Raw genomic sequence first — 26,730 nt, forward strand, 5'->3', positions numbered from 1 at the left:
ATTGCCAGGGGTGGCCTCGTCCGCTAGAGTGCGCCCTAGACTTCCCGTTCCACCACGGCCACGGCAAAGCTGGCCAGCGCCTGCTTGACCACGGTGTCCGGCAGCGGTTCCAGCGCGGCAACGGCTTCATCGGACCACTGCCGGGCAACCGCCCAGGCCTCCGCCGTGGCCCGGTTCTCCCGCAGTGCCTGCACGGCTGCAGCCAGAGCTGCATCGGAACTCAGGTCCCCGTCTACCAGCTCAAGTACGGCCGCAGCATCGGCGTCGCCCGCAGCAGCGTTGCGGCGCAGCAGCAGCACAGGCAGGGTTGGCACGCCTTCACGCAGGTCAGTACCCGGTGTCTTGCCGGACTTAGCCTGAAGTCCGGTGACGTCTATGACGTCGTCGGCCAGCTGGAACGCGGTACCCACCTTCTCGCCGTACTCCACCATGACGTTGACGGCCCGGCGGTCTGCGCCGGAGAAGAGCGAGCCGAACTCGCCGGCGGCGGCGATCAGCGAAGCTGTCTTGCCGGAAATAACTGACAGGTAGTGTTCCAGCGGATCCTGTCCCTCGCGCGGGCCCACCGTTTCATGCAACTGGCCCATGCAGAGCCGTTCAAAGGTGCGGGCCTGAATACCCAGGGCTTCGCCGCCGAGCTCGGACACCAGCGAGGAGGCACGGGCAAAAATCAGGTCTCCGGTCAGCACCGCCACCGAGTTTCCCCACACCTCGTGGGCCGTGGGCGCACCGCGGCGCAGGGGCGCGGAATCCATGACGTCGTCGTGATAGAGCGTGGCCAGATGCGTCAGTTCAACGACGACGGCGGTCTGAATGACGTCGTCGTTGACCGGGTTGGGGCCCAGATGAGAGGCCAGCAGCGCCAGCAGCGGGCGGATTCGCTTACCGCCGGCCTGGGCCAGATGCCGTGAAGTGGCGTTGGCAAAGGGATCCGAGTTGGAGATTGCTTCAAGGAGCCGGGCTTCCACCAGTTCCAGGGCGGCGGCAATGGAAGGGCCCAGCTGGGGGTCTTCGGCGATAAGCGCGAATCCTGCCGGCAGTGCGGGCGCGGCGTCGTCAGCGGCAGTATCCGGGCTGGTGTTCGAGGATTCAGTCACGGTGTGAACTAACTTTTCGTCGGAGCGGGATGGACAGCGGGCGGGATGGATCGTCTTGGTTCGAGGCTGCCGGGACAAGGGCTTCCAGCACGGCAATAACTCTATCCTCCAAACCCTTGTTGCTGCGGTCCGTGAGGTTGGCCAGCATCCGCACCACAAACTTCATCAGCACGGGCAGCGGCATTCCGGTGCGCAGCGCGAGCTTCATGATGGCGGGTTTGCCGATCAGTCCGGCGAAGATCCGGCCCAGGGTGAAGTGGCTTCCCCACTCTGCGCGGATATGGTCGGCGTAGCCCGAGAGCCGGTAATCAAAGGCTGCCGGGGCAGACAGGATTCCCGGAGTGCGTGCCTCAGCCTCGGCGGCCACGATAAAGTCGGCGGCGAACCGCGCGGATTCCATGGCGTAGGAAATGCCCTCGCCGTTGAACGGCGAGACCATCCCGCCGGCATCGCCCAGCAGCAGGAGCCCCGGCGAGTAGTGCGGGGTGCGGTTGAAGCCCATGGGCAGCGCCGCACCGCGGATCTCCCCCACCTGGTTCTCCGGAGAAAAACCCCACTCGGCGGGCATACCCGCGGTCCAGTCGCGCAGGACCTTGCGGTAGTCCAGCTTTCCGAATTCCTTGGACGAGTTCAGGATGCCCAGGCCCACATTGGAGGTTCCGTCGCCCACCCCGAAGACCCAGCCGTAGCCGGGCAGCGGATTTCCGGAAGCGTCGGGAAGTTCCAGCCAGCCTTCCATCCAGTCATCGTTGCTGCGCGGGCTTTCGAAGTAGGTGCGCACGGCCACGCCCAGCGGCCGGTCGTCGCGCTTTTCGATGCCCAGGCTCAGCGCGGTGCGGCCGGAGTTGCCGTCCGCCGCCAGCACCACGTCGGCGAAGAATTCGCGGGTTTCACCGGTGCGCCGGCCGGCGTCGTCGAGCACGTTGGCCACTACCCCGGCAACCCGGCCGTCATCGCTGCGCAGCGCGGAGGTGACCGAGTGCCGCTCCAAAATAAGCGCCCCGGCCGCCTGCGCGTGGCGGGCCAGCGCCTCGTCAAAGCCCAGGCGGGTGCGGATCAGTCCGTAATCGGGGAAATCGGAAAGCACCGGCCAGGGAAGTTCAACGGTGCGTCCCGCGGCAATGAGGCGAAGGCCCTTGTTGCGGCGCCAGCCCTCAGATTCTTCATGGGGCAGGCCGAGGAGCTGGATCTCGCGGACGGCGCGGGGTGTCAGGCCGTCACCGCAGACCTTCTCCCGGGGGAAGGAGGTCTTTTCCAGGACGGTAACGTCCACTCCCGCGCGGGCCAGGTAGTAGGCAGCGGTGGAACCGGCGGGCCCGGCACCGACAATAAGGACCTTCACTTAGATGGCTGTCCTCCCCGGCTTTACAGCACGGTGGATGGCCACGATGCCGCCGGAGAGGTTGCGGTAGGCCACATCATCCCAGCCGGTCTCCGAAATCCAGGCCGCCAGTCCGTCCTGGTTGGGCCAGGCGCGGATGGACTCGGCGAGGTAAACGTAAGCATCGGGGTTGGAGGCAACCTTGCGGGCGATAGGCGGAAGGGCCCGCATCAGGTATTCGGTGTACATGGTCCGCCACACGGGAACGGTGGGAGAGGAGAACTCGGCGATGACCAGACGGCCGCCGGGCTTGGTGACCCGCAGCATTTCGGAGAGCGCCTTTTTCGGCTCGTTCACGTTGCGCAGGCCAAAGGAGATGGTGGAGGCGTCAAAGGAGTTGTCCTCGAACGGCAGATTGGTGGCGTCGCCGGCCACGAAGTCGATGTCCGGACGGCGCCGCTTGCCCACCTTGAGCATCCCCAGGGAGAAGTCGCAGGCAACTACGTTGATGCCGGCGTCTGCGTAGGGTTCGCTGGAGGTGCCGGTGCCGGCGGCCAGGTCAAGGACCCGCTGGCCTGGCTGGGCGCCAACGGCGTCCACCACCAGACGACGCCAACGGCGCGTCTGTCCCAGGGACAGCACGTCATTCACGACGTCGTATTTCGGTGCCACGTCGTCAAACATGGCAGCGACTTCATCAGGGCGTTTTTCCAACGATGCGCGCTTCACTCGATCATTGTCTCAAAGAATGTCCACGGGACCGAACGCGCAGTTGCAGGTGTCTTCCGCCTCACGGAGGATGGCCCCGTGCCCTCAGCGGCGTGGAACGCCGCCCGGGACACATCCGCGCGAGGAGTAGGCTGGAGTCATTATGACCACCCTGCGTTCCCTGACCGTGCCCATTGGTGAGCTGTCCGCCACAATCGGGCTGCTGGAGTATCTGGTCCTTAATGACCAGCTTGCCTGGATCCGCAGCGGAGAAGGGCTGGTGGGCTTCGGTGAAAGTGCCCGTTTCACCTCCAGCGGCCCCGAACGCTTCGCGGACGCGCAACAGTGGTGGCTAAAGCTGGCGGACGACGCCGAGATCGAGAATCCGCTGTCGGTTCCCGGCAGCGGCCTGGCCGCTTTCGGATCCTTCGGATTCTCCAAACGCTCTCCTTTTGAATCCCGGCTCATTGTGCCGGAGATCGTGGTGGGTTCACGCGACGGTGTCACCTGGATTACGCAGACCACAGCAGATCCCGATGCCGAGCTGAGCCCGGCCTCCGCCCGGTCGGCCCTGGACCTGTATCTGGATGAAGTTCCGGTTGCGCGCGAGCCGGACCCGGAGGACCGCATCCTGCCCGGTATCCTCAGCGAGGCCGAGTGGAAGAACGCCGTGGCCCGCTCGGTGGCGCACATCAACGCCGGGGACCTCAGCAAGATTGTCCTGGCCCGCGACATTGTGGCGTCCCTCGGTTCACCCGTGTCTGCGGCGCAGGTGCTGCGCGAGCTGGCTTTGCGGTACCGCAGCTGCTGGACCTATTCGGTGGACGGCCTGATCGGTTCCACGCCCGAAATGCTGATCAAGGTGGAGAACGGAGTCGCCCGCGCCCGCGTCCTGGCCGGCACCCTGGACCGTGCCACGGCGCCGGCGGATGATCCGGACTATCCGCAGCGGGTGCTGGCCGGATCCGACAAACAGCGTCATGAACACCAGATCGCCATTGATTCGCTCACCCGCCAGCTGCAGCCCTTCACCTCCTCCATGACCTCGCACAGCGAGCCGTTTGTCTTGGAACTGCCCAACGTCTGGCACCTCGCGTCCGACGTGGCCGCCAACTTGGCGCCCGGCGCCGACGGCGGAATCCCGACGTCGCTTGCCCTGGTGGAGGCGCTGCATCCCACCGCGGCAGTCTGCGGCTTCCCCACCAGCGTTGCCGGCGAACTGATCAGTGAACTTGAACACATGGACCGCGGACCCTATGCCGGCCCCGTGGGCTGGATGGACGCCGCAGGCAACGGCGAATGGGGCATCGCCCTGCGCGGAGCCGTCATTGAGGACCCCCGCACGGTGCGGCTGTATGCAGGCTGCGGCATTGTGGCCGGATCCAATCCGGCCGCGGAACTGGCAGAAACCTGGAGCAAGTTCCGCCCCATGCTCGAAGCACTGGAACTGGACCGCGCCCGCGGTGCCGTGGCCGGATCCCGGGCTTAGCACTCAGGGCCGCCTGCTCCTAAACTTTAAGCGCCTCCCTTGACGGTGTGACGAAGGTTGTGTATCGCACCGTTTCGGAGTGCGTATAATTGAGTGATCGTGCATATTTATGCATGACTCAGGCAGCAGCACCGGCCCATCCGGCCGGTCCCGTCCCTTTCCGATTTCGAGGTTGTAATTCCCATGCTGTACAAAACACGCACCGCCCTGGCCGCCGTCCTGGCTGTCGGCGCCCTGACCGCCACTGCCTGCAGCGGCGGCAGCGGTTCTGCGGAAACGGAATCCGGGATTCCGCTCGTGAACGACGGCGCATTGACGGTTTGCTCCAATGTTCCGTTTGTGCCCTTTGAGTATGTGGGCGACGACGGCGAATACACCGGCTTCGACATGGACCTCAGCCGTGAGGTGGCCGCCGGAATGGGCCTGGAGATGGAAGTGCAGAATGCCAGCTTTGACGGCTTGCAGAGCGGCACCGTCCTGGCCGCCAACCAGTGCGATGTGATCGCCGCGGCCATGACCATCACCCCGGAACGCGAAGAGAACCTCGCTTTCTCCGACCCTTACTACGACTCCCTGCAGTCACTGCTGGTCTCCTCCGATTCACAGGCCAAGTCCCTGGAGGACATGGCGGGCAAGAAGATTGGCATTCAGCAGGGCACCACGGGTGAAACGTATGCCCGTGACAACGCCCCCTCCGACACGGAGGTCATTGCCTACCAGACCGATGCGGAGCTTTTCCAGGCGCTCCAGGCCGGCAACATCGAAGGTATCCTGCAGGACCTGCCCGTGAATTTGGGCCACACCGGCGACGATGCCTTTACCATCGCGGCGACTTACGCCACCGGCGAGTCCTACGGGCTGGCTGCCAAGAAAGACGGCAGCGAGGAGCTGATCAAGGAGATCAACGCCCAGCTGGCCGAGATGCGCAGCAACGGTAAGTACCAGGAGATTTACGACAGGTATTTCACCGAATAACGCGTACGCGGAGCCAAATACGCGAACGGCGCACTCATGCCCGACATCCTGATGAAATATGGCATGCGTAGAATCTAGAGTGCTTTCATCTGTTTATGAAGGGGCAATCGCCACTGGCTCCGTCCACGAAAAGGTTGTAAATCCATGCTGAACAAAGCACGCAGAACCGCCCTGGCCGCGGTGACCCTAAGCGCCCTGGCACTGACCGCCTGCGGCGGCGACGATTCATCCGCTGACGGTGCCGCCGATTCCGGGCTTGGCCTGGTCTCGGAAGGAACTCTGACGGTTTGCTCGGAAATCCCCTACGTTCCGTTTGAGTATGTGGAGAACGGCGAATACACCGGTTTCGATATCGACTTGATCACCGAGATTGCCACCGGTATGGGTCTGGAAACCGAGATCCAGCAGCAGGGTTTTGAGGCCATCCAGGGCGGCACGGCCGTCAGTGCGGGAATGTGCGACCTCAGCGCGAGTGCGGTCACTATTACGCCGGAACGCTCCGAAAACCTGCTCTTCAGCGATCCGTACTATGAGTCGCTGCAGACCCTCATGGTGCCCGCCGGTTCCGACATCACCGGCATCGACGATCTGGCCGGCAAGCGTCTGGGTGTCCAGCAGTCCACCACCGGTGCCGCCTATGCCCAGGAGAACGTCCAGGGCGCAGAAATCCTGGAATTCCCCGGCGACGGTGAACTCTTCCAGGCCATTCAAGGCGGCAGCATTGACGCCATCCTGCAGGACATTGCCGTGAACACCTCCCACACGAAGGAGGGCGATTACGACATCGTAGAAGAATACGAGACGGACGAGTCCTACGGTTTCCCCACCAAAAAGGAAAACACCGCCCTGATCGAAGAGGTCAACGCCCAGCTGGCCGAGCTGCGGGACAACGGCAAGTACACCGAGATTTACAACAAGTACTTCGCTGAATAAGCACTGACAAGCACCGAACGTTCCGCCGTCCCGGGTTGTGACCCAATCCGGGACGGCGCCACACTTATCTTCCGCGGAAGGCTCCATTTTGAAACCGTCCACCCGCAGACGCCTTTTCCGGGGCGTCCTGTATGCCATCTTCATCCTGGTCGTAGCGGCCATAGTCCTGCTTGCGGACTGGAAAGCCATCGGGGTGAATTTCTTTGACGCCGAGGTGGCCAGGAAGGCCTTCCCGACCATCATTACCGTGGCCGCGAAGAACACCATCATCTACACCGCCATCGCCTTCGCCGGCGGCCTGGCACTGGGTTTGATCCTGGCACTGATGAAGCTCTCCCCCGTGGCCCCGTACCGCTGGGCCGCCACTGCCTACATCGAAATCTTCCGCGGACTTCCTGCCCTGCTGGTCATTTTCGCTTTTGCCTTTGCCGTGCCGATCGCCTTCTCCTGGCGCCCGCCCGGAGGCAACGCCGGCGCCGGCCTGATTGCCTTGATCGTGGTCTCGGCCGCCTACATCGCCGAAACCATCCGCGCCGGCATCCAGGCGGTACCGGCCGGCCAGATCGAAGCGGCCCGGTCCCTGGGCATGGGACCGGCCTGGACCATGGTTTCCGTGACCCTGCCGCAGGCGTTCCGCATCATCACGCCGCCGCTGACCAATGAACTCGTCATCCTGATCAAGGACACCTCGCTGCTGTTTATCGCCGGCATGGCGCTGGCGGACCGCGAACTGACCACGTTTGCCCGCGACGCCGTCTCGCAGAACGCCAACGCCACGCCGCTGGTGCTTGCCGCCCTGATGTACCTGATCATCACGCTGCCGCTGACGCAGCTGGTGGCACGCCTTGAACGCCACAACCAGAGAGGCCGGTGACTTCCATGAGCGCTGAAGCATACAGCTCCTCCGCCACCGCCAATAAAGCGGTGCCCGCCATCCAGGTTCAGAACCTGCACAAGAGCTTCGGCTCCAACGAAGTCCTCAAGGGCATCGACTTCCACGTGGACCAGGGCGAGGTGGTCTGCGTGATCGGCCCGTCCGGTTCCGGCAAGTCCACCCTGCTGCGCTGCGTCAACCGCTTGGAGGAGCCCACCAGCGGCACCATCCTGGTGGAAGGCGTAGATATCACCGATGCCGAGACGGATCTGGACAAGGTCCGCACCCGGATCGGCATCGTGTTCCAGCAGTTCAACCTGTTCCCGCACCTGAACGTGCTGAAGAACCTCACTCTCGCCCAGCGCCGGGCCAAGAAGCGCGGCAAGGCCGAGGCTGAGGAAATTGCCAAGAAGAACCTGGCCAAGGTGGGCCTGGCCGACCGCGGCGACTCGTTCCCCGCGCAGCTTTCCGGCGGCCAGCAGCAGCGTGTGGCCATTGCCCGGGCGTTGTCCATGGATCCGGACATGATGCTCTTTGACGAGCCGACCTCCGCCCTGGACCCCGAACTGGTGGGCGACGTCCTCGCCGTCATGCGCCAGCTGGCCGAAGAGGGCATGACCATGATGGTGGTGACCCACGAGATCGGTTTTGCCCGCGAAGTCGGTGACCGCGTGGTGTTCATGGACGGTGGCGTCGTCGTCGAGCAGGGCCGCCCGAGCGACGTGCTGGACAACCCCCAGCACCCCCGCACCCGCGAGTTCCTCTCCAAGGTGCTCTAGCCTTCCACAGCAAAGCAGCCCTCCCGCACGTCACGTGCGGGAGAGCTGCTTTTGTTGGTGCCGTGGAAAGTTACCTGAGCACGTTCTGCACGGCGCTCCTGACCGCCGCGTGCAGTTCCCGCAGGGCGTCCCGGCGCACCGGAACCTCCAGGATGGAGCGGCCCGTGACCGGGGCGTCGAGGGCGTCGTCGAGCTCGTCCGCCGTGCGGACCAGCGTGTGCGGCACTCCGTAGGCGGCGGCCAGGGCGGCCAGGTCCACGGTGTGCGGGGTGCCGAAAAAGCGCTCGACGACGGCGGCATACTCTTCGCGCTCCCCCAGCGCCCCGTGCTCAAGCGTGGAGAAGATGCCGCCGCCGCCGTCGTTCAGCACCACCAGCTGCAGGTCCGGCTCAGGTTCGCCGGGGCCGAGCAGGAGGGCGCCGGCGTCGTGCAGGAAGGTGAGGTCGCCCAGCAGCGCCCGGGTGGGGATGCCGTTGGCCAGCGCAATGCCGGCCGCCGTCGCAATGGTGCCGTCAATGCCGGCCAGGCCGCGGTTGGCGTAGACGTCCAGCGGATGCCAGTCCGGGGCCGCCACCAGGTCCATGTCCCGGATGGGGTTGGAAGAGCCCAGCACCAGGTTGCCGTCCGTGTGGTCCCACACCAGATCCGCCACGTGCAGGCCGTTTAGTTCCCTCTCCCCGTCGAGCAGCGAGGATACCGCGGCCATCGCCGCGGCGGAGGCGGTTTGCCAGCGTTCCAGCCAGCCGGGAGTGCCTTCGCCGGCAAAGTCGAACAGTCCGGCCAGGTCGGTGATGAGAGTTTCGGGGCGGCGTCCGGCGGTAAACCAGTTCACCGGGCGCGGTACGTAAATGGCCTTCTCCACGTCCCTGCGGGCGAGCAGTCCGGCGACGGGTCGGGACAGGGTTGGCCTGCCGAAGACCACCACGCGCTCGACCTCCGGTCCCAGTTCCTCCAGCAGGAGGCGGTAGGCGCCAATCGCGTTCGGGCCGAAACGGGCGTTCGAGGACGGCTCGGCCAGCAGAGGCAATCCTGCGCGGCGGGCAAACAGTGCGGCAATCTCGCCGGCGCCGTCGCCGGCGATGACCACGGCGCGGTGAGTTCCGGGGTGGTTGGCCAGGGCCGCTGCCTCGCGGCCGGTGGCGACGGGTTCTGCCGGGAGTTCGGCTGGAGTTTCGGCGTCGGGGACTGCCAGTTCGGCGGTGTCGCTGTCCTGCGGGATCAGCGGGTCACGGAACTGCAGGTTGATGTGGATCGGCCCCACCGGGCTGCCGGCGGTGACCGCGTCGAAGGCTGCACCGATGGCTCCGGCGGGGTCATCTCCGGCGCGGACGTTCGCGGTGGAGGCGGGAAACTCGGCGAAGATCCCGGGCTGGACGGTGGTCTGGTTGGCGCCGGTCCCGTGCAGCTCCGCGGGCCGGTCGGCGGAGAGCACCACCAGCGGCACGCCGGCATGGTGGGCTTCCATGACGGCGGGCATCAGTTCGCCCACCGCGGTGCCGGAGGTGGTGACGACGGCGGCCGGCCGGTGTCCGCCGCGGGCCAGGCCCAGCGCAGTGAACCCGGCAACGCGTTCGTCGATCCGCACGTGCACCTTCACCCGTCCCTGCACCTCGGCCTCCGCCAGCGCGTAAGCCAGCGGGGCGCTGCGCGATCCCGGGGCAATGACGACGTCGGTCACCCCTGCCGCGGTCAGTGCGGCCACCGCGGAGCGGGCGGCCTGCAGCGAACTGAGATTGCTTCCCGCCTTCGGGTCGGAGGATGCGGCGGAGGCGGACGGGCTGGGAGATTTCGAGGTTCCGGTCACCTCTCCATCCTAGGGTTCGGGGACGGGCGTGTATCGTCAGCCGTCGATACCGGCCTGAAAGGCAGGCAGCCGTCGTCGTCTGCTCCGGTTTGGGAAATCCCCTCCGTTTTGGGAGATCCCTGCCGTTCCGCAGCGGCAGCAAAATCCCAAACCGGTCGCCTTTTCCCCAAGTGGAGGATGTGGCAGGGCGCAGCCGCAGCGAGATGGCCGCGGACAGCCGACCCCTTCCTCAGTACGCTCAGTACGCCTTCACGCGCTGCTCGACAACCAGGTGGATGAGCGCAAAGGTCTTGTCCTCATCGATAGCCTTCAGCGCAGCCTCGATGGCTGCGGGAACATCGGCGTCGCGCTCCACTTTGATGCCGAAACCCCCAAAGGCCTGGGCCATGAGCGCAAACTCGGGGTTTTTCAGCTGCGTGCCGGAGACCCGCTCCGGGTAGTGGCGCTCCTGATGGGTTCGAATGGTGCCATATTCCTGGTTGTCCATGACGATCACCAGCGGGGTGGCCCCGTACTGGGCGGCCGTGGCCAGCTCCTGGCCGTTCATCAGGAACTCGCCGTCGCCGGCGATGGTCACCACGCGCCGGCCCGGGTAGGTCAGCGACGCAGCTACCGCCGATGGCACGGAATAGCCCATGGAACCGTTACGGGCGCTGACCATGGAGGCGTATCGCTTCGTGGGGAAATAGCGGTGGGCCCAGTTGGTGTGCTCGCCTGCGCCCAGGGTGACCATGGCGTCATCCGGCAGCGTCGGCACCAGATGCGCCATCAGGGTGTCCATCCGTGCCTGCCCGGTCTGCGGTCCGGCGGGCGGCAGGGCGGCGAACGATTCCTGCTCACCGCGCATGCGGGAAGTCCAGGCCATCCACTCGTCCTTCACCGGCAGATCCATCAGCACCAGGTCACGGACAAAGACATCCGGCTTGGCGACGATCTGGTAGGAAACCGGACCGGAACGGCCGCGCAGCGAGGGATCGATCGTGACGAGGAAGTTCTTCTTGCCCCAGTCCTGCCTGGCGACAAAACCATCGGTGAGCACGTCACCGGGCACGGTACCGACAAAGACCAGCAGGTCCGTTTCTTCGAGCAGGTCGTACGTGGGCTTCGGCCTGCCGTACCCGATCGGCCCGACGTAGGAGGGTGAGTCGAAGGGTACGATTCCCTCGCAGCGCCACTCAGCGGCGGCGGGGAGGTTGTGTTCCTCCAGCCACCGGGTCAGGGCGTCTGCGCCTTCCTGCGTCCAGTCATTGCCGCCGGTGACAAACAGCGGCTTGTCCGCTTCCTTCAGCGCAGCCTGCAGCGCTTTCCAGTCCGTCACTGTCATGCCGCCGGGGGCAACCGGAATAGGCGGATGCAGGTCGGCGCTGATTTCCTTGCGAATAATGTCCTCGGGAAGGCCGACGACGACGGGGCCCGGACGGCCGCTCATCGCGGCAAAGATCGCCTCGGCCACAATCTCGGACGCCCGCTCGGCGTGGTCCAGGACCATCACCCGTTTGGCGCCGGTGTCGAACCAGGCCTTGATATCGAATTCCTGAAACGCCTCACGGTCTCGGTGCTCGAACGGAATCAGGCCCACAAAAAGCACCATGGGCGTGGAATCCTGCCAGGCCGTGTGCAGGCCGACGTGCGCGTTTGCCGCGCCCGGGCCGCGGGTAACCATGGCGATGCCCGGAAGCTGCTGCATCTTGCCTGCGGCCTCGGCCATGTAGGCGGCCCCGCCTTCATGCCGGCATACGACGGTTTCAATCGCTGACTGGTGCAGTCCGTCCAGCACATCCAGAAAACTTTCGCCGGGCACCACGTAGGCCCGCTCCACTCCGTGAGCAGCCAGCGAATCAACAATCACGTGGCCGGCGGACTTGGTCGCGGAGCTGGTTGCTGCCGTGGAGGGAGCGGATACTCGGGGAAAGGAGGATGCCTGAGGCAGCTCTGACGTCGTTGTCATCTATTCACTTTCGTTGCTCGGATACATCAATGCGCCGTCGGACTGTCAATGTCCGTTCGATTTCCGTTAGCAAAGCACTTGCTTGGTTTCGAGGTGGGATCATCCTAACCGCACCGGGCCGATATGCGGCGTAGTGTGACGAGATCCGGTCCCCGTGTCCGGAGCGATACCTTCCGGGGCACCGTTAAACCGCGGAAGCGGGAACCAAGATGGCTCCCGCTTCCCTTTCACCCGGGCAGCAACGGCTCACCCCGGTCCAGGCGCTAGTCGGCGGTGGCGGCTTTTACCTTGTCCGGCTGCTCCTCCGGACCCTCCACGACGTCCGGATCCTGCACGGCCTCCGTGTACCACTCGGTGAGCGCGGGGTCATCGCTCTCAAAGTCGGCGCCGGCTCCTTCGTCCTCCGACACGGGAGCGGCACCGAAGACAAAGTCGTCACCGTGCTCACCGATACCCCGGCGCACTCCTCCCCTAATGGCCTCCAGTGCATACCGGCGGCGAATCATGTAGGGATCATTGCGCAGCTCCTTGCCCCACGACACCATCACGCCGATCAGGATGATGGTGAAGGGCAGGGCACAGGTCACCATGATGGACTGCAGCCCCGAGAGTGCGTTGCGTCCGCCGGCCAGCAGCAGGGCCATGGAGATCAGTCCAAGCGCGGAAGCCCACACGATGGTCACCGATTTCGAGGGGACCGGCCGCCCCGACTGGGACATGGACCCCATGACGTTGGCTGCGGAGTCCGCGGCGGTGACAAAGAAGACCAGAATGGCCACCAGGCAGACAATCGACGTCACGGTGCTGAACGGAAGATGTCCCAGCAAATCGAACATGACATTCTCCCCGGCACCCACCACCGTCATGTCCCTGCCCTCCAGGTTCATCCAGATGGCGCTGCCGCCGAAGACCGTGAACCAGACGATGGAGATGGCCGAGGGAACAAACACCACCACGGTGACGAACTGTCGCAGGGTCCGGCCCTTGGAAATCTTCGCAATGAACATTCCCACGAACGGGGACCACGAAATCCACCAGGCCCAGTACAGCGTCGTCCAGGCCGTCAGATACGCCTCCTCCGTGTCGCCCTGGCCGGCAAAGACCGTGAGCATGTTCGGCAGGTTGTCGAAAAACGCGATGAGTGAAACCGGCAGCAGATCCAGCACGAAGAAGGTCGGTCCTGCCAGCAGGACAAAAGCTGCGAGCAGGATGACCAGGGTCATGTTGGCGTTGGACATCAGCCGAATGCCCTTTTTAATGCCGGCCACTGCGGAGATGGTGAAGACAACCGTCAGAATGGTGATGGCCACGACGACGAAACCATTGCCCAGTTCCCTCCCGGTGATCATCGAAACGCCCGTGCGGATCTGGAGTGCGCCGATGCCCAGCGACGTCGCTGTGCCGAACAGGGTGACCAACACGGCGAAGACATCGATGATCTTGCCCAAAACACGGTTGTTGCCGTCCGGAAAAACCGGTTCAAAGAGTGAGGAAATCAACGGCAGGCGGCCGCGCCGGTAGGAGGCGTAAGCCAGTGCCCCGCCCACCAGGGCGTAGATGCACCAGGCGATGGACGCCTGGTGCAGGAAGGCGTCAGTCATGGCGGGCAGGATGGCGTCGGAGGTCCCGGCCTCGGCATCCGTCGACGGCGGAGGGCTAAGGAAATGGCTGAGCGGCTCCATGGGTCCGTAGAAAATCAGCCCAATACCCAAACCGGCGGCGAACAGCATGGAGATCCACGACAGAGTCGAGTATTCCGGGGTGCTGTCGTCGGCACCCAAGCGGATCTTGCCGGTGGGGCCAAAACCCACCACCAGCATGAAGATCACGATGCCCACCACGGTTGCATTGAACAGCCACCCGAAGCGAACCACCACCCAGCCCTGCATGGCGGTGCCGACCAGGTTGAGGTTGGCCGGCGCAAGTGTTGCCCACGTCAGGATTGCCAGGGAAACAGCCAGCGCGACAATGAACACGCTGCGCCGGGTTGGAAAACCAACCCCGGTGTCCTCAACGCTGATTCCCGGCACAAGTCCGGGGTGAAGACCGAACGTTGGTTCGGAAGCGGCATGGCGCAGTGCCTTTTTTACCCGTTCGACCGGCCGCCCGCCCGGTTTCTGTCCCTGCAAACCGGGCGCAGGCGGCCTGTCCGTGCTGTTTGCCGCTCCGTCAAAATGTGAAGGGTCAGAATTCATAACGCACGACTTTAGCGCATTTACCTGCCACCGCTCTAATTCATAACAATTAGAACACTATTGGAAGGAATGCTATTCACTGCTTAAGTAGCAGTGAATTCCAACTAATGCTAATTGCATTTCGGAACGCTACTTTGTTCCCTACCCCGCAGCTGCCGCGGCAAGGATGGGGGCCATGCTTTCACGCATATAATCGGCCACCTCGCCCTGCGTGACGGCAACATCGAGCACAAAGAGACCCTCAGCACCGTCGGCAAGCCATTCCTTCAGCTCCGTGAGGTCGCTCAGGGAACGCATTTTCACGCCGCGCGCACCCATGGCGCGGCCCAGCGCACTGAAATCGACTTCGGGGATCTGCATGGCTGTGTCGTCGAGGCCCCGGGCTGCATACTGGTGAACCTCGGCGCCGTAGGCGGCGTCGTTGAACACCACCATCACTCCGCTGGGAATGGCGCGGACGGCCGATTCGAGGTCGGCCAGCGCCATCAGGGCTCCGCCGTCGCCCGCGATGAGCACGGTGGTCCGGTCCGGACGGGCCACCGCCGCGCCCACCGCTGCCGGGATGCCCAGGCCGATGGACTGAAACGCTGTGCCCACCATCATGAGCCCCTGCGGGTCAGGTGCCTGGCAGTACATCGGGATCCAGCCGCAGAAGTGCCCGCCGTCCTGGACGATGGTGCGGTTCGCGGGCAGGACGGCGTCGAGCTGCTGCGCCACGGCACGGGGATTCAGCCGCCCGTCGGCCGCAAATTCGTCCGCGGCAGGGTCAGAGGTGAACGACGGCGCGGTCACTTCCGGATGCTGCGTCCGCCACCCGCCCTGCACAGCGGAAACTGCTTCCGTGAGTGCCACAACGGTTTCCCGGGCATCGGCCTGAATGAAGCTCGAAACCCGGGGGTTCGTGGGCGCATCGGCTTCATCAATCTGGATGACCTCGGCGTCTTCAGCGAAGAGGGATCCGTAGCGGGCCTGGAAGGCGTTCAGGCTGGCACCGGCAACGAGGACGAGGTCGGCGGAGCGCATGATCTGCAGCGGAGCCCTTCGTGCGAAGCCCCCCGCTATACCCAAATCCCAGGGCGTATCGAGGTAATTCCGCGCCATGAGGGAAGTCGCAAACAGCGCACCTACCTTGTCCCCCAGTTCCACCAGGGCTGTTCCCGCATCGGAGACCACGGCACCGTTGCCGGCCAGGATCAGGGGACGCCTGGCACGATTTATCAGTGCCGCGACGCGTTCCACGGCAGCCGGGTCCGGCAGCACCCGCGCGGCAGGCTGCGGATGCGCCGCCGGCTCCTGGGTCCCGGCAGCTTCATTGGCGAGGTCGTAGGGAATGGACACGATCACGGGACGCCGCTCGTTGCGGGCCGTGGACCAGGCTTCTTCAGTGAGACGCTCCGCGTTTCCTGCTGCGACGGTGAGGGTGAGCACCCCCAGACCCCGGGCAACCATCAGCTGGTCGATGTCCCACGGCCGGGCTCCGGTTGTGGGAGCCTCCCCCACAACCAGCACCATCGGAATCCGGGCTTTGGCAGCTTCGGTCAGCGCTGTCAGGGAGTTGGTGAAACCGGCTCCGTAGGTCACCGTTGCCACTGCAATCCTGCCCGAGGCACGGTAATAGGCGTCAGCCATGGCCACGGTTCCGGCCTCGTGCCGGGCGCTGACATAAGGCAGGCCGCGGGACGTGAGATTGGAGGTGAAAAAGGCGTTGCCGTTGCCCATCAGGCCAAACACGACCTCGGAGTGACGCGCACACACTTCCGCGACGACGTCGGATACGTTCAGTTGTTCAGTCATGTCGGTTCCTTGAGATCAGTGCTGTGGTGTCAGCAGGGCCGCTGCCTGACGGGCGACGGTGAGAATCCTGTTGTTGGCAACAGGTGCACCGATGGTGATGCGGATGCCCTCGTTCGGAAAGACGCGGACGGAAAGGGCGTTCTCCTCAAAGAGCGCGGCGAGAGCGCCCGTCCGGTCCCGGCTGTCGAGCCAGAGAAAGTTGGCTTCCGACGCAAGCACCGGCAGCCCGGCAGCCAACAGCGCGTCGTACACACGCCGGCGTTCAGTGACGAGCACATCAATCCGCTCCTGAAGTTCATCTTCGGCCAGCAGGGATGCCAGCCCGGCCTGCTGTGCCAGCGACGTGACTCCGAACGGAACAGCCACCTTTTGGAGATTTACAACCAGCTCCGGGCCGGCAATGGCATAACCCAGGCGCAGCCCGGCGAGCCCGTAGGCCTTGGAGAAGGTGTGCAGAACAGCAACGTTGGGATACTTGCGGAACATTTCGATCCCGACGGCGGTGTCGGCATCGCGGTTGAAGTGGACGTAGGCCTCGTCCAGCACCACGAGGACATCCGCGGGGACGGATGAGATAAAACTGTCCACCGCTGCGGCGCTGAGGACCGTGCCCGTGGGATTGTTCGGATTGCAGAGAAAGATCACCCGGGTTCTTGGGGTGACAGCGGAGGCCATCGCCTGAAGGTCGTGGCCGCCGTCCTCGGCCAGCGGAATGGGCTGCGGTTCCGCCCCTGCAGTGGTGGCCAGAAGCGGGTAGGCCTCGAAGGACCGCCAGGCGAACATCACCTGGTCCCCCGGATTGGTCACGGCGAGGATGATCTGGCTGGCAACCTCCACCGACCCGGCGCCGAGCGCTATGTTGTCCGGTGAAACCGCCCAGCGGGACGCGATCGCACCGCGGAGTTCTTCCGCGGCGATCTCCGGATAAAGGTTGATGCTGGACACGGCGCCGGCAACGGCCTCCACCACGGAAGGCAGAGGAGGGTAGGGATTCTCGTTCGAGGAGAGTTTAAAGGCCTCCAGGCCGTCAACGGCCCGGGGAGCTTTTCCCTGGCGGTACGGCGGGAAGTTTTCAAGCCCGGCGCGGTGCGTGATGTTCATGATTCTCCTGATGGGCCGGAGCAAAGGATAAGCTGCAGCGCCGGCGCGCCGCCCAATGAGGCTAAGTAATACCGGTCACGCAAAACAAGCTGCACAGCAAACACCTCACAGAGTGCCACCTTTGGCCGGAGTTCGCCGTCTATCTGCTGTACAAATTGCACAACCTTTCTCCGCGAATTTGCTCATGACCGCTTTTGTGATTAGCGTCACTCCGAGGCTGCCGCGTTTGGACCCCACTCATTGACGAGTGTGCCGCCGGCCCGTCCCCGATTTCTTTTTCGATGCGGAGCACCTCCGCACCTGACGCTTGTGAGGCACCTGCATGACCACTGCTGATCTGACAACCAGCTCCGCACCACCCGAGAACCGGTCCGGTCTGGGACGGTCAATGAATTCCCGCCAGCTGACCATGATGGGGCTCGGCAGCGCAATTGGCGCCGGGCTGTTCCTTGGATCGGGGGTGGGTGTCCAGGCGGCCGGACCCGCCGTACTGATTTCCTATCTCGTGGCCGGCGCCCTGGTCATCATCGTGATGCAGGCCCTGGGCGAACTCGCTGCGGCCAATCCGAGCTCGGGTGCATTTTCTGTCTATACCGAGAAAGCCTTTGGCAAGACGGCCGGATCCGCTGTCGGCTGGCTCTGGTGGTTCCAGCTTGTTGTGGTGATTGCCGCCGAAGCCATCGGCGCCGCCGGTCTTCTTGCGTCCGTTTTCCCGGACCTGCCCGTCTGGCTCATGGCCTTGTTCTTCATTGCGGTTTTCTCGCTCATCAACGTCACCGGTGTGAAGAACTACGGTGAATTCGAATTCTGGTTTGCGATCCTTAAGGTTGCCGCCATTATTCTCTTCCTGGCGATCGGCGCCGCCCTCATCTTCGGCTGGCTGCCCGACACCACCTCCCCCGGGCTGAGCAACCTCTTCGGGAACGACGGTTTCGCCCCGACCGGCATGGCAGGCATTGCCTCGGCACTGCTGGTGGTGATCTTCGCATTCGGCGGGACCGAGATCGTGAGCGTCGCCGCAGCCGAGACCGCCGACCCCGCCCGCAGCGTGGGCAAGGCCATCAAGACCGTTGTCTGGCGCATCCTGGTGTTCTACATCGGCTCACTGGCCGTCATTGTCACTGTTATCCCCTGGGATTCCGAAGCCCTCGATTCACCGTTTGCCGCTGTCCTGGCAACGGCCAAGATCCCGGGGGCAGAAACGGCCATCATCCTCGTGGCGGCCGTTGCCCTGCTGTCGGCACTGAACGCCAACCTGTACGGCGCCTCACGGATGGTCTATTCGCTGGCCGAACGCCGTGATGCGCCCAGGGCGTTGCTGCGGCTCAACAAGGCGAAAGCACCTGTTCTTGCCGTGCTCATCTCGGTGGCCGTGGGGGTTGTCTCCACTGTGCTGGAGCTCTTCTTCCCGGACCGGGTGCTCCCCGCCCTCTTGAACGTCGTCGGATCCACCGTGCTCCTGGTCTGGGCTTCGGTTCTGCTGTCCCAGTTTGTGCTTCGCCGCAGGGCCGACCGTGCCGGCCAGGCCCTCAAACTGCGGATGCGCGGCTTTCCGTACCTCACGGTGGCCGGCATGGTCCTTCTGGCAGCCATCCTTGTGCTGGCCTGCCTCGATCCGGCTGCACGGACACAGCTGCTCTCCACCGTCGCGCTCGTGGCCTGCATCGCCCTCGCATGCAAACTGGCGCATTCCTCCCGCACCCGGCGAAGTGCCGCCGCTGATAGCTAAGCGGAACAAAGGAGGATGTCCCCTAAGGCGCCGCCGGCCGCCTCCGGCAAGGTACAAAAAGCCATCACGGTGAACTACAGCAGAGGATTCCCGCTCCCCCGCCAAACCAACTGAAGAGCCAGCCGAGACCGGCGGAGAACACAAGGCCGATCGCCAGCGCCGTGCCCCGCAAGTCGCGGCCGCCCCGGAAGAGTCCGGCTGTCCCCCCGCTAGTTTGTGCCGCCGGTCTTTGCCTTATCCGGCCCCTCTGCCGTCGCACCCTCAGGATCCCCGGAAGCTTCAGGATCAGCCGGGGCCGGTTCCTGCACGTTGTCCGTGTACCAGTCGGTGAGGGCGGGGTCGTCGCTCTCGAAGTCGGCACCGGCGCCTTCGGACTCCGGCACATGGGCAGTGCCGAACACGAAGTCGTCACCGTGCTCGTCGATGCCGCGGCGCACGCCGCCGCTGATGGCCTCCACCGCATACCGGCGCCGGATCATCAGCGGGTCGTTGCGCAGGTCCTTGGCCCAGGAAATCATCACGCCGACGAGGATGACGGTGAACGGCAGCGCGCAGGTCACCATGATGGCTTGGAGCCCCGAGAGGGCGTTGCGGCCCCCGGCCAGCAGCAGGAACATGGCGATCAGCCCGAGCGCGGCCGACCAGATGATGGTCACCGATTTCGAGGGCACGGGCCGGCCCGACTGCGACATCGAGCCCATGACGTTGGCGGCCGAATCGGCGGCGGTGACGAAGAAGACCAGAATCGCGAGCATGCACACGATGGGCGTCACGGAGCTGAACGGCAGGTTGGCCAGCAGATCGAACATGACGTTCTCTCCGGTGCCCTTCACGGCCAGGTCCACCCCGTTCCGGTTCATCCAGATGGCCGTACCGCCGAAGACCGTGTACCAGCAGACAGAGATGGTCAAGGGAACGAAGACGACGACGGTGACGAACTGGCGCAGGGTGCGGCCCTTGGAGATCTTGGCGATGAACATTCCCACGAACGGCGACCAGGAGATCCACCAGGCCCAGTACAAGGTAGTCCAGCCGGTCAGGAATTCCTCCTGCTCGGCGCCCTGGCCGGCGAAGACGGTCAGCATGTCCGGCAGGTTGCCGACAAACGCGATGAGCGAGGCCGGCAGCAGATCGAGCAGGAAGAACGTCGGCCCGGCCAGCAGGACAAAGAGCGTCAACAGAATGACCAGGGTCATGTTGAGGTTGGAGAGCAGCCGAATGCCCTTCTTGATGCCGGCGACAGCGGAGATGGTGAAGACAACCGTCAGGAGGCTGATGGCGACGACGACGAAGCCGTTACCCAGCTCCTGGCCCGTGATGATCGAGACTCCGGTGCGGATCTGGATCGCGCCGATGCCCAGCGACGTTGCGGTGCCGAACAGTGTCACCAGCACGGCGGAAACGTCGATGATCTTTCCCAGCATCCGGTTGTTGCCGTCGGGGAACACCGGTTCAAACAGCGACGAAATCAGCGGCAACCGGCCGCGCCGGAACGAGGCGTAGGCAAGGGCGCCGCCCACCAGAGCGTAGATGACCCAGGCGAGACTGGCCTGGTGCAGGAAGGTGGTCGCCATGGCCGGCAGGATAGCGGCGTAGGTGCCGGCCTCTGCATCGGTCGAGGGTGGCGGGGAGAGGAAATGGCTGAGCGGTTCCATCGGCCCATAGAAGATCAGTGCAATGCCCAGACCAGCTGCGAACAGCATGGAGATCCAGGACGCCGTGGAGTACTCCGGCGTGCTGTCGTCGGCCCCCAGCCGGATCTTGCCGGTCGGCCCGAAGCCAACCACCAGCATGAAGATCGCAGCGGCAACCATGGTGGCGTTAAACAGCCAGCCGAAATGCACAACCACCCAGGCCTGTACGCCGGCGCCCACGGAACTGAGGTTGTCGGGCGCAAAAATCGCCCACGCCAGAACGGCGAGGGAGATGGCCATGGCAGAAATGAACACACCGCGCCGGGTCGGATAACTGACACCTGTGTCCTCGACGCTGATGCCCGGGACCAGCCCGGGGTGGATGCCGAAAGCCGGTGAGGCAACGTGTTGCAGGGCCTTCTTGACCCGTTCAACGGGTCCGCCGGCGGCGGCAGCTCCCGTAGCCGGACCGGCGGCAGTTGACCTGTCAGTACTGCCTGGGACGCGCTGTGGCGGTGAAGGGTCTGTATTCATGATGAGAGAAATTATTCCATTGGGGATGGCTGCTCCCATTTCCGGAAGACTGCCGGCCGAGTGCAAAACTCCGTCGTTACTAGGGCTGCCGCTTCCCTCTGTGACGAAACTCGCACCCGCAGGGACCGCACACAGTTCACTCCTGCCACATAGTTGACTCTCCACGGGCTCCTTTCTAGGCTGACGGGCAAGCCGGAGCAGCACAGCTTGTCCCTCCATGACCGCTCCTGCAGATGCCCGAAGGGATATGACATGCCGCTCTATGCCTACCGTTGCCCGGACTGCTCAGACTTTGAGATTTCCGTTGCCATGGGCAAAGCGGCCGGTTCCCTTCCCTGCCCTGCCTGCGGAACCCCCTCCGCCCGGCGCTTCACCGCACCCAACCTCTCCCGCGCTTCTTCCAGCGCGTACCGGTTGATCGAAAGCACCAAGCGCTCGGCAGCGGAGCCCGCCGTCGTCCGCTCTCCCGGGCCGGCTCCCCGCACCGCCGGCGGGAACATCGCCACCAATCCGCTCCACCGAAAGCTTCCCCGCCCCGACTGATTCCCCAGGTTCCCGCCAGCAAAAGGAGCAATCATGCCAAAGGCCGTCTTTCCACTCGATTCATCGAAGAAATTTGAGGACCAGGAAAAGCTGGGCCACAACCGCTGGCATCCGGAGATCCCGCCGGTGGAGGTGCTCAAGCCCGGGGAATCCTTCCGGGTGGACTGCCGGGAATGGTTCGACGGCGCCATCGTCAATGATGACTCCGCCGAGGACATTCTCAACGCTCCGCTGCTGACCGTACATAAGCTCAGCGGTCCGTTTGCGGTGGAGGGCGCCCGCCCCGGTGACCTGCTGGTGGTGGATATCCTCGACGTCGGACCCATCCCGCAGGAGGACACCGGACCGCTGGCCGGTCAGGGCTGGGGATACACCGGCATTTTTGCACGGGAGAATGGCGGAGGATTCCTCACCGAACAATTCCCTGACGCCTACAAGGCAATCTGGGATTTCACCGGCCAGACGGCCACTTCCCGGCACGTACCCGGAGTCTCGTTCACCGGGCTGATCCATCCCGGGCTGATGGGAACCGCCCCGTCGGCCGCACTGCTGTCCAAATGGAACAAGCGCGAAGGTGACCTGATTGCCACCGACCCGCACCGGGTACCGCCGCTGGCGCTGCCGCCCGAGGCAGAACATGCAGTGCTCGGCGGGGTGCCCCGGGACCAGTGGGGGCGTGTCGGCGCCGAAGCCGCCCGCACCGCGCCCCCGCGGGAAAACGGCGGCAACCAGGACATTAAGAACCTCTCCAAGGGCAGCCGCATCTTTTATCCGGTGTTCGTGGACGGCGCCAACCTCTCCGTCGGGGACCTGCACTTTTCCCAGGGCGACGGCGAGATCACCTTCTGCGGCGCCATTGAGATGGGCGGCTTTATCGACCTGCGGGTTGATCTGATCAAGGGCGGTATGGACACGTACGGTGTCCACGAAAACGCGATCTTCATGCCCGGCACCGTGGAACCGCAGTTCAGCGAGTGGATCGCCTTCTCCGGCACCTCGGTCACGCTCGACGGCGAGCAGCGCTACCTGGATTCACACCTGTCCTACCAGCGGGCCTGCCTGCACGCGATCGACTACCTGACCAAGTTCGGCTACAGCCCCGAGCAGGCCTACCTGCTGCTCGGCGCCGCCCCGATCGAGGGCCGGCTCTCGGGCGTGGTGGACATTCCGAACTCCTGTTCCACTGTCTACATACCCACCTCAATCTTCGACTTCGATATCCGTCCTTCGGCCTCGGGACCGTTCCAAATCGATCCGGGAATCGGAGCGCCAAGGGCAAGTACAGCTGGGTGAACGCGGTCCGCCCAAGCGCTGACGGTGCCTTTGCACCTATGGGGCGTGCACTTCTCGGCTGGATTGTCCTGTGCGCCGGAATCGGCTTGGCGATCAGCACCGCCCGCTTTGCAGCAGGGCTCACAAGTGCACCAGCGGCAGCGGTCCCCCTGCTGCAGGCCCTTCTGGTAACCGCACTGGTGGTACCCGTCATCCTCCTGCTGCGCAGCAAAGTGGACCGCAAATCGGCGGCTGATCTCGGGTTGTCCCGCCGCATGCTGACACCTGTGATCTTTGGCCTCACCGTTGGTGTCGCCTCAGGCGCTCCGACTTGGCTGCCCGCGCTGTGGATGGGATGGATCAGTATTGAGCGCGTGGACTACGGCACGCTCATGTCTTTCCTGCTGATCAACGCCTTTGTGCTGCTGCTCTACGAAGCGCTGCCGGAGGAACTGGCGCTGCGGGGTTATGCCTGGGCGAACCTCCGAAGCCGCTGGATCGCGACGTGGATTGTCACCGTGCTGTTCATTTTCAGCAGCTCACTCATCAGCGTTTTCCAGTTCGGGTCGGCCCGGCTGCTGGACGTGGAGCCGGTTGGTCTCGGCTGGGCTCCGGCAGGCACCGATCCGGTGGCCTATGTCCTTCAGCTGGGGTTGTTTGGCTTGGTGCTTTGTGGGCTGGTGCTCGGCGGGCAGGGCTGGCTCGACTCGGGAATCGACGTCGAGTTCACGGCCCCGGACGCGATTGCGCTGGTACTGGTGCATATATGTTTGGGCGGGTTCATGTTCATCCTCACCCGGAAGTGGCTTCAGCGCCGCGATACGGTAACGGAGGGGAACGCTCTCATGCACCGCGCAGGATCATAGCGGCCGCGTGAGCAGCCTCAGTATTTGGTCGAGTCGTCCAGCAGCGCCGCGATGGCGTCCAGTGTTTCGCTGTCCACCTCGGACAGAGTGCGTGTGGCAAAATCGCGAACCTTAGCCCGGCGCATCGCCGCCAGCAGCTCCAACTCACTCTGGATACGCTCTGGAACTTCGCCGTCGGCCTCCAGCAGGTAGGAAGGATTGATCTGGAAAAACTCGGCCAAGCCCGTGACCACCTCTACGGGCTGGCGGACCGTGGCATCCCCGGATTTCATGTGGTGCCAGCGGGTGCGTGAGAGCTTGATCCCCTTCTCGGCAAGGGCTGACTGAATGTCGTGGAATTCAAAAGGCTTGCCCTCGGATGTCTGGACGACATCCAGCAGCAGGTCGATTTTGCGGGCGAGAATTTGGGATTCCCTCAGGTTGCGCTGGGCAGCGCTTTCAGCGGCCACGGTTATTTTGCCTCCGAAACTGGGTCGGTCAAGTCAACAGGTGTCTCCAGGTCCAGGCACCGGCACCAGGCCTGGACGGATTCATTCCACAGTTGTGGAGCAGAGTTCCACTCCAGCGTGTGGTGGGCGCCGTCGAACTCCACGAATCCCACAGGCTGGCTTTGCCGGGAAACGAATGCCCGAGAAAGCTGTACTGGTACGGAGCGATCATCAGTACCGTGAAAAATCATAGTCGGGATACTTGGATGTTTCTGCATGTATGTTGCGGGCATTTCGCGCCACCTGATGACGGGTTCTCCCCGGGGGCGAAGGAGATTGACGGTATGCGGCAGCCACCGGGCCAGGAACCCGGGACAGCCCGCACGCCGCAGCTGCGCCGAAATGATCGCCGGCCAGTCCAGCGCCGGAGACACCAGCAGCACGCCCGCGGTGCTCGGCGCCGGGCACCGCCCGATGGTGCGGAGCACAATGGAAGCACCCAGCGACCAGCCCACAAACAGGATCCTCCGGGCTCCGTGATCCAGCGCGTAGCGTCTGGCCGCCTCGATGTCTTTCCATTCGGTGAGCCCCAGATGGCTGCGGCCCGGCGGTGGGCCGAGGTCCAGGGATGTGCGGTACGTGGGCAGCAGCGAGGTATAGCCGAGGTCTGCGAAGGCTGCCACGCCACGCAGGCACTGGCTTCGTGAACTGCCCAGCCCATGGACGTGGATGACCCACACACCGCTGCCTTGAGCCGGAGGGATGATCCATGCCGGAAGCCCGCCAATGGTTGCCTCCTCGGCGGCGAATCCGAAATCCGCCGGGGTATCGCCCAGGTGACCGCTGAGGCGGCCTTTGCCATCCCGGATTATTCGGCCGGGGTCACCGCTCTCCACCGTCCGCCGTACCGCGGTTCCGACGGCGGGCGGCCCCAGCACCACTAACCCGCCGCCCGACGGCGCACGCATGCTGAGCCGCCCGGGATGGGCGGCAAATCCGTTCGGTTCAAAGTCAAGGTACTGCCGGTTCCCGATCCTCCCGTGTCCACGGACCGGCGCCAGCGTCCTGCCCGGGCCCGCATCCGTGACCTTTGCGCGGATCAGGGATCCGGCCAGCGCCGGCAGACAGGCGGCGGCCGCGACAGCCAGCACCGTGCGCACGGTTGGCCACGCCATCAGAGCGGCCTCCCCTGTTTCAGGCACAGCGCCTCGGCCTGGTTCACTACGCTTCTGTCCGCCGGTGACATCTGCTGCCCGCGGTTCTCAGAGAGGTCCATCCAGTCGTGGATTTCAATGACCAGGCGGTGAATGGTATCGGCGGTGTTCCGCGCGCGTTTCCGGTGCCCTTCGGTGACGGATTGGGCGGTGGTTCCCACCAGGCTGACGGCGGGTGTCTGAGCGACTGTGGAGAGCCACACTGCCCGGAGCCGCGGCTCCAGCACGCGGATCTGCCGCCGGACTCTGAGGTCGCTGAGGATCCGGCCAATCGGTGCCACCGCCAACCCGGCGGACAGCAGCACCACCGTCAGGGGATTGGACACGTCATACACGGTTCCGGCGGCACGCCTCAGTTCCTCGTTGCCGGTCACGTTTGCCATGTCCATAACAAGCACGGAGATGCAGAGAACAATGCCCGCAACACATCCCAGCGCAATAATCCGAAACCCCACGCGAAACCGCTTGCGCCTCATATGCGGCACGTTCTTCAGGCAGGTGGCCAGGGTTCCCACCATGACCGCCAGTATGTACAGGTATTGAATCCCCGAGTAAAGGGCTGCCGCCGGCTGGCTTCCGTAATCCAGCATGAAGGAGAATGACGGGACAGGATCGTCGATCAAGGCAAAGCTCACCGCCATGATGACAACCGTGATAACTGCCGCGCGCCGCAGCCAGAAGGTTTCCCTGCCGCTTACCGTGTCACCGGCTCTGGCACCGTGGGCGATGGCCCGCGACAAATAATAGACACCAAAAATCAACAGGACGTTGGCGGCCAGATCCAGCCCGTTGGGCCAGGGCATTTTTTCTGCTGCCCAGAGATAGAGCCCGTCGATATTCGTTGTTAAGGACGCGGCGATGACTATTGAGGCTTTCAGCATTGTGTTATCCGGGCGGGTGCGCGCCCGGAGCGCCAGTGTCAGCACGAGCAGCCACATGAAAATCACGACAATCAGGTTGCTCATTCGAAGTACGCCTCGTACCGGTAGATTTCATGGCTGGATTCCCGGATGGCTGCGGCCAGAAGATCGGCGAGATGTTCTGCCGCCGCTTCCAGATCAGAACGGAAGTCACCGCGGGCCAACGCCTTGGCCACCACCTCGCCCGAGAGTTCCTGGAAGACTTTGACCCCCTGCCATGAGGCCTCAACGCTTTCATCATGGCGGAGGACCATGTGCGAGAGTTCGTGGAGAATCAGCTGCTGGCGATGAAGAGTCCCCTTCGTCGCGGAGTGATAGACCACGTCCGCATTCTCCCGTGGAATCCACAGCCCGCAGATTTTCTTACCCGTGAGCTTTTCGCTTTGAACAATGACGATGGGACGCCGGCGGATTGTCTCGACGTGCCGGATAAGAGATTCCAGTGTGACGCGTACAGGCAGCTGAAGTCGCTCGAACGCATCTTTTGCCGTTTGCCGAACGTCTTTATCCATGGGGTTCCTCATTTTTAGTGGGGCCTCACGCTAAAGTGTAGTTCGGAACATGTTCCAATC

22 protein-coding genes are annotated in these 26,730 nt (G+C 64.1%); 9 read left to right on the forward strand and 13 right to left on the reverse strand.

What is annotated here, in order from left to right; translation table 11 throughout:
- Window positions 1-35: 35 nt before the first annotated feature.
- From CXR00_RS02770 to CXR00_RS02780, 3 genes are read right to left on the reverse strand one after another with little or no spacing between them, the layout of a single operon-like run.
- On the reverse strand, window positions 36-1,097 hold the full coding sequence (locus tag CXR00_RS02770; RefSeq protein WP_104052961.1) for a polyprenyl synthetase family protein: 1,062 nt from the start codon (window positions 1,095-1,097) through the stop codon (window positions 36-38).
- Window positions 1,090-2,439: a geranylgeranyl reductase family protein gene (locus CXR00_RS02775; protein WP_104052962.1), complete on the reverse strand. Its 1,350-nt coding sequence runs from the start codon at window positions 2,437-2,439 to the stop codon at window positions 1,090-1,092. The genes CXR00_RS02770 and CXR00_RS02775 overlap by 8 nt, the downstream gene beginning before the upstream one ends.
- On the reverse strand, window positions 2,440-3,147 hold the full coding sequence (locus tag CXR00_RS02780) for a demethylmenaquinone methyltransferase (protein ID WP_104052963.1): 708 nt from the start codon (window positions 3,145-3,147) through the stop codon (window positions 2,440-2,442).
- 139 nt (window positions 3,148-3,286) lie between these two features.
- On the opposite strand from CXR00_RS02780, the gene CXR00_RS02785 reads away from it, so the two are divergent.
- From CXR00_RS02785 to CXR00_RS02805, 5 genes are all read left to right on the forward strand, one after another.
- On the forward strand, window positions 3,287-4,615 hold the full coding sequence (locus CXR00_RS02785; protein ID WP_104052964.1) for an isochorismate synthase MenF: 1,329 nt from the start codon (window positions 3,287-3,289) through the stop codon (window positions 4,613-4,615).
- Window positions 4,616-4,798: 183 nt separating this feature from the next.
- Window positions 4,799-5,590, forward strand: coding sequence for a transporter substrate-binding domain-containing protein (locus CXR00_RS02790; RefSeq protein ID WP_104052966.1), 792 nt, complete (start codon window positions 4,799-4,801; stop codon window positions 5,588-5,590).
- A gap of 144 nt (window positions 5,591-5,734) precedes the next feature.
- A complete protein-coding gene (locus CXR00_RS02795) occupies window positions 5,735-6,523 on the forward strand; it encodes a transporter substrate-binding domain-containing protein (protein WP_104052967.1) in 789 nt (262 codons plus the stop codon).
- Between the two features lie 88 nt (window positions 6,524-6,611).
- Window positions 6,612-7,397, forward strand: coding sequence for an amino acid ABC transporter permease (locus CXR00_RS02800; RefSeq protein ID WP_104052969.1), 786 nt, complete (start codon window positions 6,612-6,614; stop codon window positions 7,395-7,397).
- 5 nt (window positions 7,398-7,402) lie between these two features.
- On the forward strand, window positions 7,403-8,176 hold the full coding sequence (locus tag CXR00_RS02805; protein WP_104052972.1) for an amino acid ABC transporter ATP-binding protein: 774 nt from the start codon (window positions 7,403-7,405) through the stop codon (window positions 8,174-8,176).
- 70 nt (window positions 8,177-8,246) lie between these two features.
- On the opposite strand, the gene menD is transcribed toward CXR00_RS02805, so the two are convergent.
- The 5 genes from menD to hisC form a co-directional block, all read right to left on the reverse strand.
- Window positions 8,247-9,980 (reverse strand): 2-succinyl-5-enolpyruvyl-6-hydroxy-3-cyclohexene-1-carboxylic-acid synthase, encoded by a 1,734-nt coding sequence (menD, locus tag CXR00_RS02810; protein WP_104052974.1) that lies wholly within the window; start codon window positions 9,978-9,980, stop codon window positions 8,247-8,249.
- A gap of 238 nt (window positions 9,981-10,218) precedes the next feature.
- Window positions 10,219-11,928, reverse strand: coding sequence for a thiamine pyrophosphate-dependent enzyme (locus CXR00_RS02815; protein WP_104052975.1), 1,710 nt, complete (start codon window positions 11,926-11,928; stop codon window positions 10,219-10,221).
- A 263-nt stretch (window positions 11,929-12,191) separates the two neighbouring features.
- The gene (locus CXR00_RS02820; protein WP_104052977.1) at window positions 12,192-14,123 is read right to left on the reverse strand and encodes a BCCT family transporter; all 1,932 of its coding nucleotides are present in this window, start codon (window positions 14,121-14,123) and stop codon (window positions 12,192-12,194) included.
- A 141-nt stretch (window positions 14,124-14,264) separates the two neighbouring features.
- Window positions 14,265-15,917: a thiamine pyrophosphate-binding protein gene (locus tag CXR00_RS02825; protein ID WP_104052980.1), complete on the reverse strand. Its 1,653-nt coding sequence runs from the start codon at window positions 15,915-15,917 to the stop codon at window positions 14,265-14,267.
- A gap of 15 nt (window positions 15,918-15,932) precedes the next feature.
- Window positions 15,933-17,018: a histidinol-phosphate transaminase gene (gene hisC, locus CXR00_RS02830; RefSeq protein ID WP_104052982.1), complete on the reverse strand. Its 1,086-nt coding sequence runs from the start codon at window positions 17,016-17,018 to the stop codon at window positions 15,933-15,935.
- 322 nt (window positions 17,019-17,340) lie between these two features.
- Between hisC and CXR00_RS02835 the strand changes: the two genes are divergently transcribed.
- Window positions 17,341-18,747: an amino acid permease gene (locus tag CXR00_RS02835; RefSeq protein WP_104052984.1), complete on the forward strand. Its 1,407-nt coding sequence runs from the start codon at window positions 17,341-17,343 to the stop codon at window positions 18,745-18,747.
- A 209-nt stretch (window positions 18,748-18,956) separates the two neighbouring features.
- On the opposite strand, the gene CXR00_RS02840 is transcribed toward CXR00_RS02835, so the two are convergent.
- The gene (locus CXR00_RS02840) at window positions 18,957-20,915 is read right to left on the reverse strand and encodes a BCCT family transporter (RefSeq protein WP_181032457.1); all 1,959 of its coding nucleotides are present in this window, start codon (window positions 20,913-20,915) and stop codon (window positions 18,957-18,959) included.
- A 252-nt stretch (window positions 20,916-21,167) separates the two neighbouring features.
- Here CXR00_RS02840 and CXR00_RS02845 point away from each other — a divergent pair, with 252 nt between their 5' ends.
- From CXR00_RS02845 to CXR00_RS02855, 3 genes are read left to right on the forward strand one after another with little or no spacing between them, the layout of a single operon-like run.
- Window positions 21,168-21,458 carry an FmdB family zinc ribbon protein gene (locus CXR00_RS02845; RefSeq protein ID WP_104052989.1) on the forward strand — a complete coding sequence of 97 codons (291 nt, stop codon included), beginning with the start codon at window positions 21,168-21,170 and terminating at the stop codon, window positions 21,456-21,458.
- Between the two features lie 33 nt (window positions 21,459-21,491).
- Window positions 21,492-22,751, forward strand: coding sequence for a formamidase (fmdA, locus tag CXR00_RS02850; protein ID WP_104052991.1), 1,260 nt, complete (start codon window positions 21,492-21,494; stop codon window positions 22,749-22,751).
- A gap of 38 nt (window positions 22,752-22,789) precedes the next feature.
- Window positions 22,790-23,596, forward strand: a complete 807-nt coding sequence (locus tag CXR00_RS02855; RefSeq protein ID WP_104052993.1) for a CAAX protease family protein — start codon at window positions 22,790-22,792, stop codon at window positions 23,594-23,596.
- A gap of 17 nt (window positions 23,597-23,613) precedes the next feature.
- On the opposite strand, the gene CXR00_RS02860 is transcribed toward CXR00_RS02855, so the two are convergent.
- Genes CXR00_RS02860 through CXR00_RS02875 form a run of 4 tightly spaced genes read right to left on the reverse strand, consistent with a single transcriptional unit; the run spans window position 23,614 to window position 26,670 of the window.
- A complete protein-coding gene (locus CXR00_RS02860) occupies window positions 23,614-24,045 on the reverse strand; it encodes a hypothetical protein (RefSeq protein WP_104052995.1) in 432 nt (143 codons plus the stop codon).
- A gap of 2 nt (window positions 24,046-24,047) precedes the next feature.
- Window positions 24,048-25,199, reverse strand: coding sequence for a S9 family peptidase (locus CXR00_RS02865; RefSeq protein WP_104052996.1), 1,152 nt, complete (start codon window positions 25,197-25,199; stop codon window positions 24,048-24,050).
- On the reverse strand, window positions 25,199-26,203 hold the full coding sequence (locus tag CXR00_RS02870; protein ID WP_104052999.1) for a hypothetical protein: 1,005 nt from the start codon (window positions 26,201-26,203) through the stop codon (window positions 25,199-25,201). The genes CXR00_RS02865 and CXR00_RS02870 overlap by 1 nt, the downstream gene beginning before the upstream one ends.
- The gene (locus CXR00_RS02875; protein WP_104053001.1) at window positions 26,200-26,670 is read right to left on the reverse strand and encodes a hypothetical protein; all 471 of its coding nucleotides are present in this window, start codon (window positions 26,668-26,670) and stop codon (window positions 26,200-26,202) included. The genes CXR00_RS02870 and CXR00_RS02875 overlap by 4 nt, the downstream gene beginning before the upstream one ends.
- Window positions 26,671-26,730: the final 60 nt, after the last annotated feature.

This window comes from Arthrobacter sp. 9E16, assembly GCF_002929435.1.
In the GTDB taxonomy this organism is placed as follows: domain Bacteria; phylum Actinomycetota; class Actinomycetes; order Actinomycetales; family Micrococcaceae; genus Arthrobacter_B; species Arthrobacter_B sunyaminii.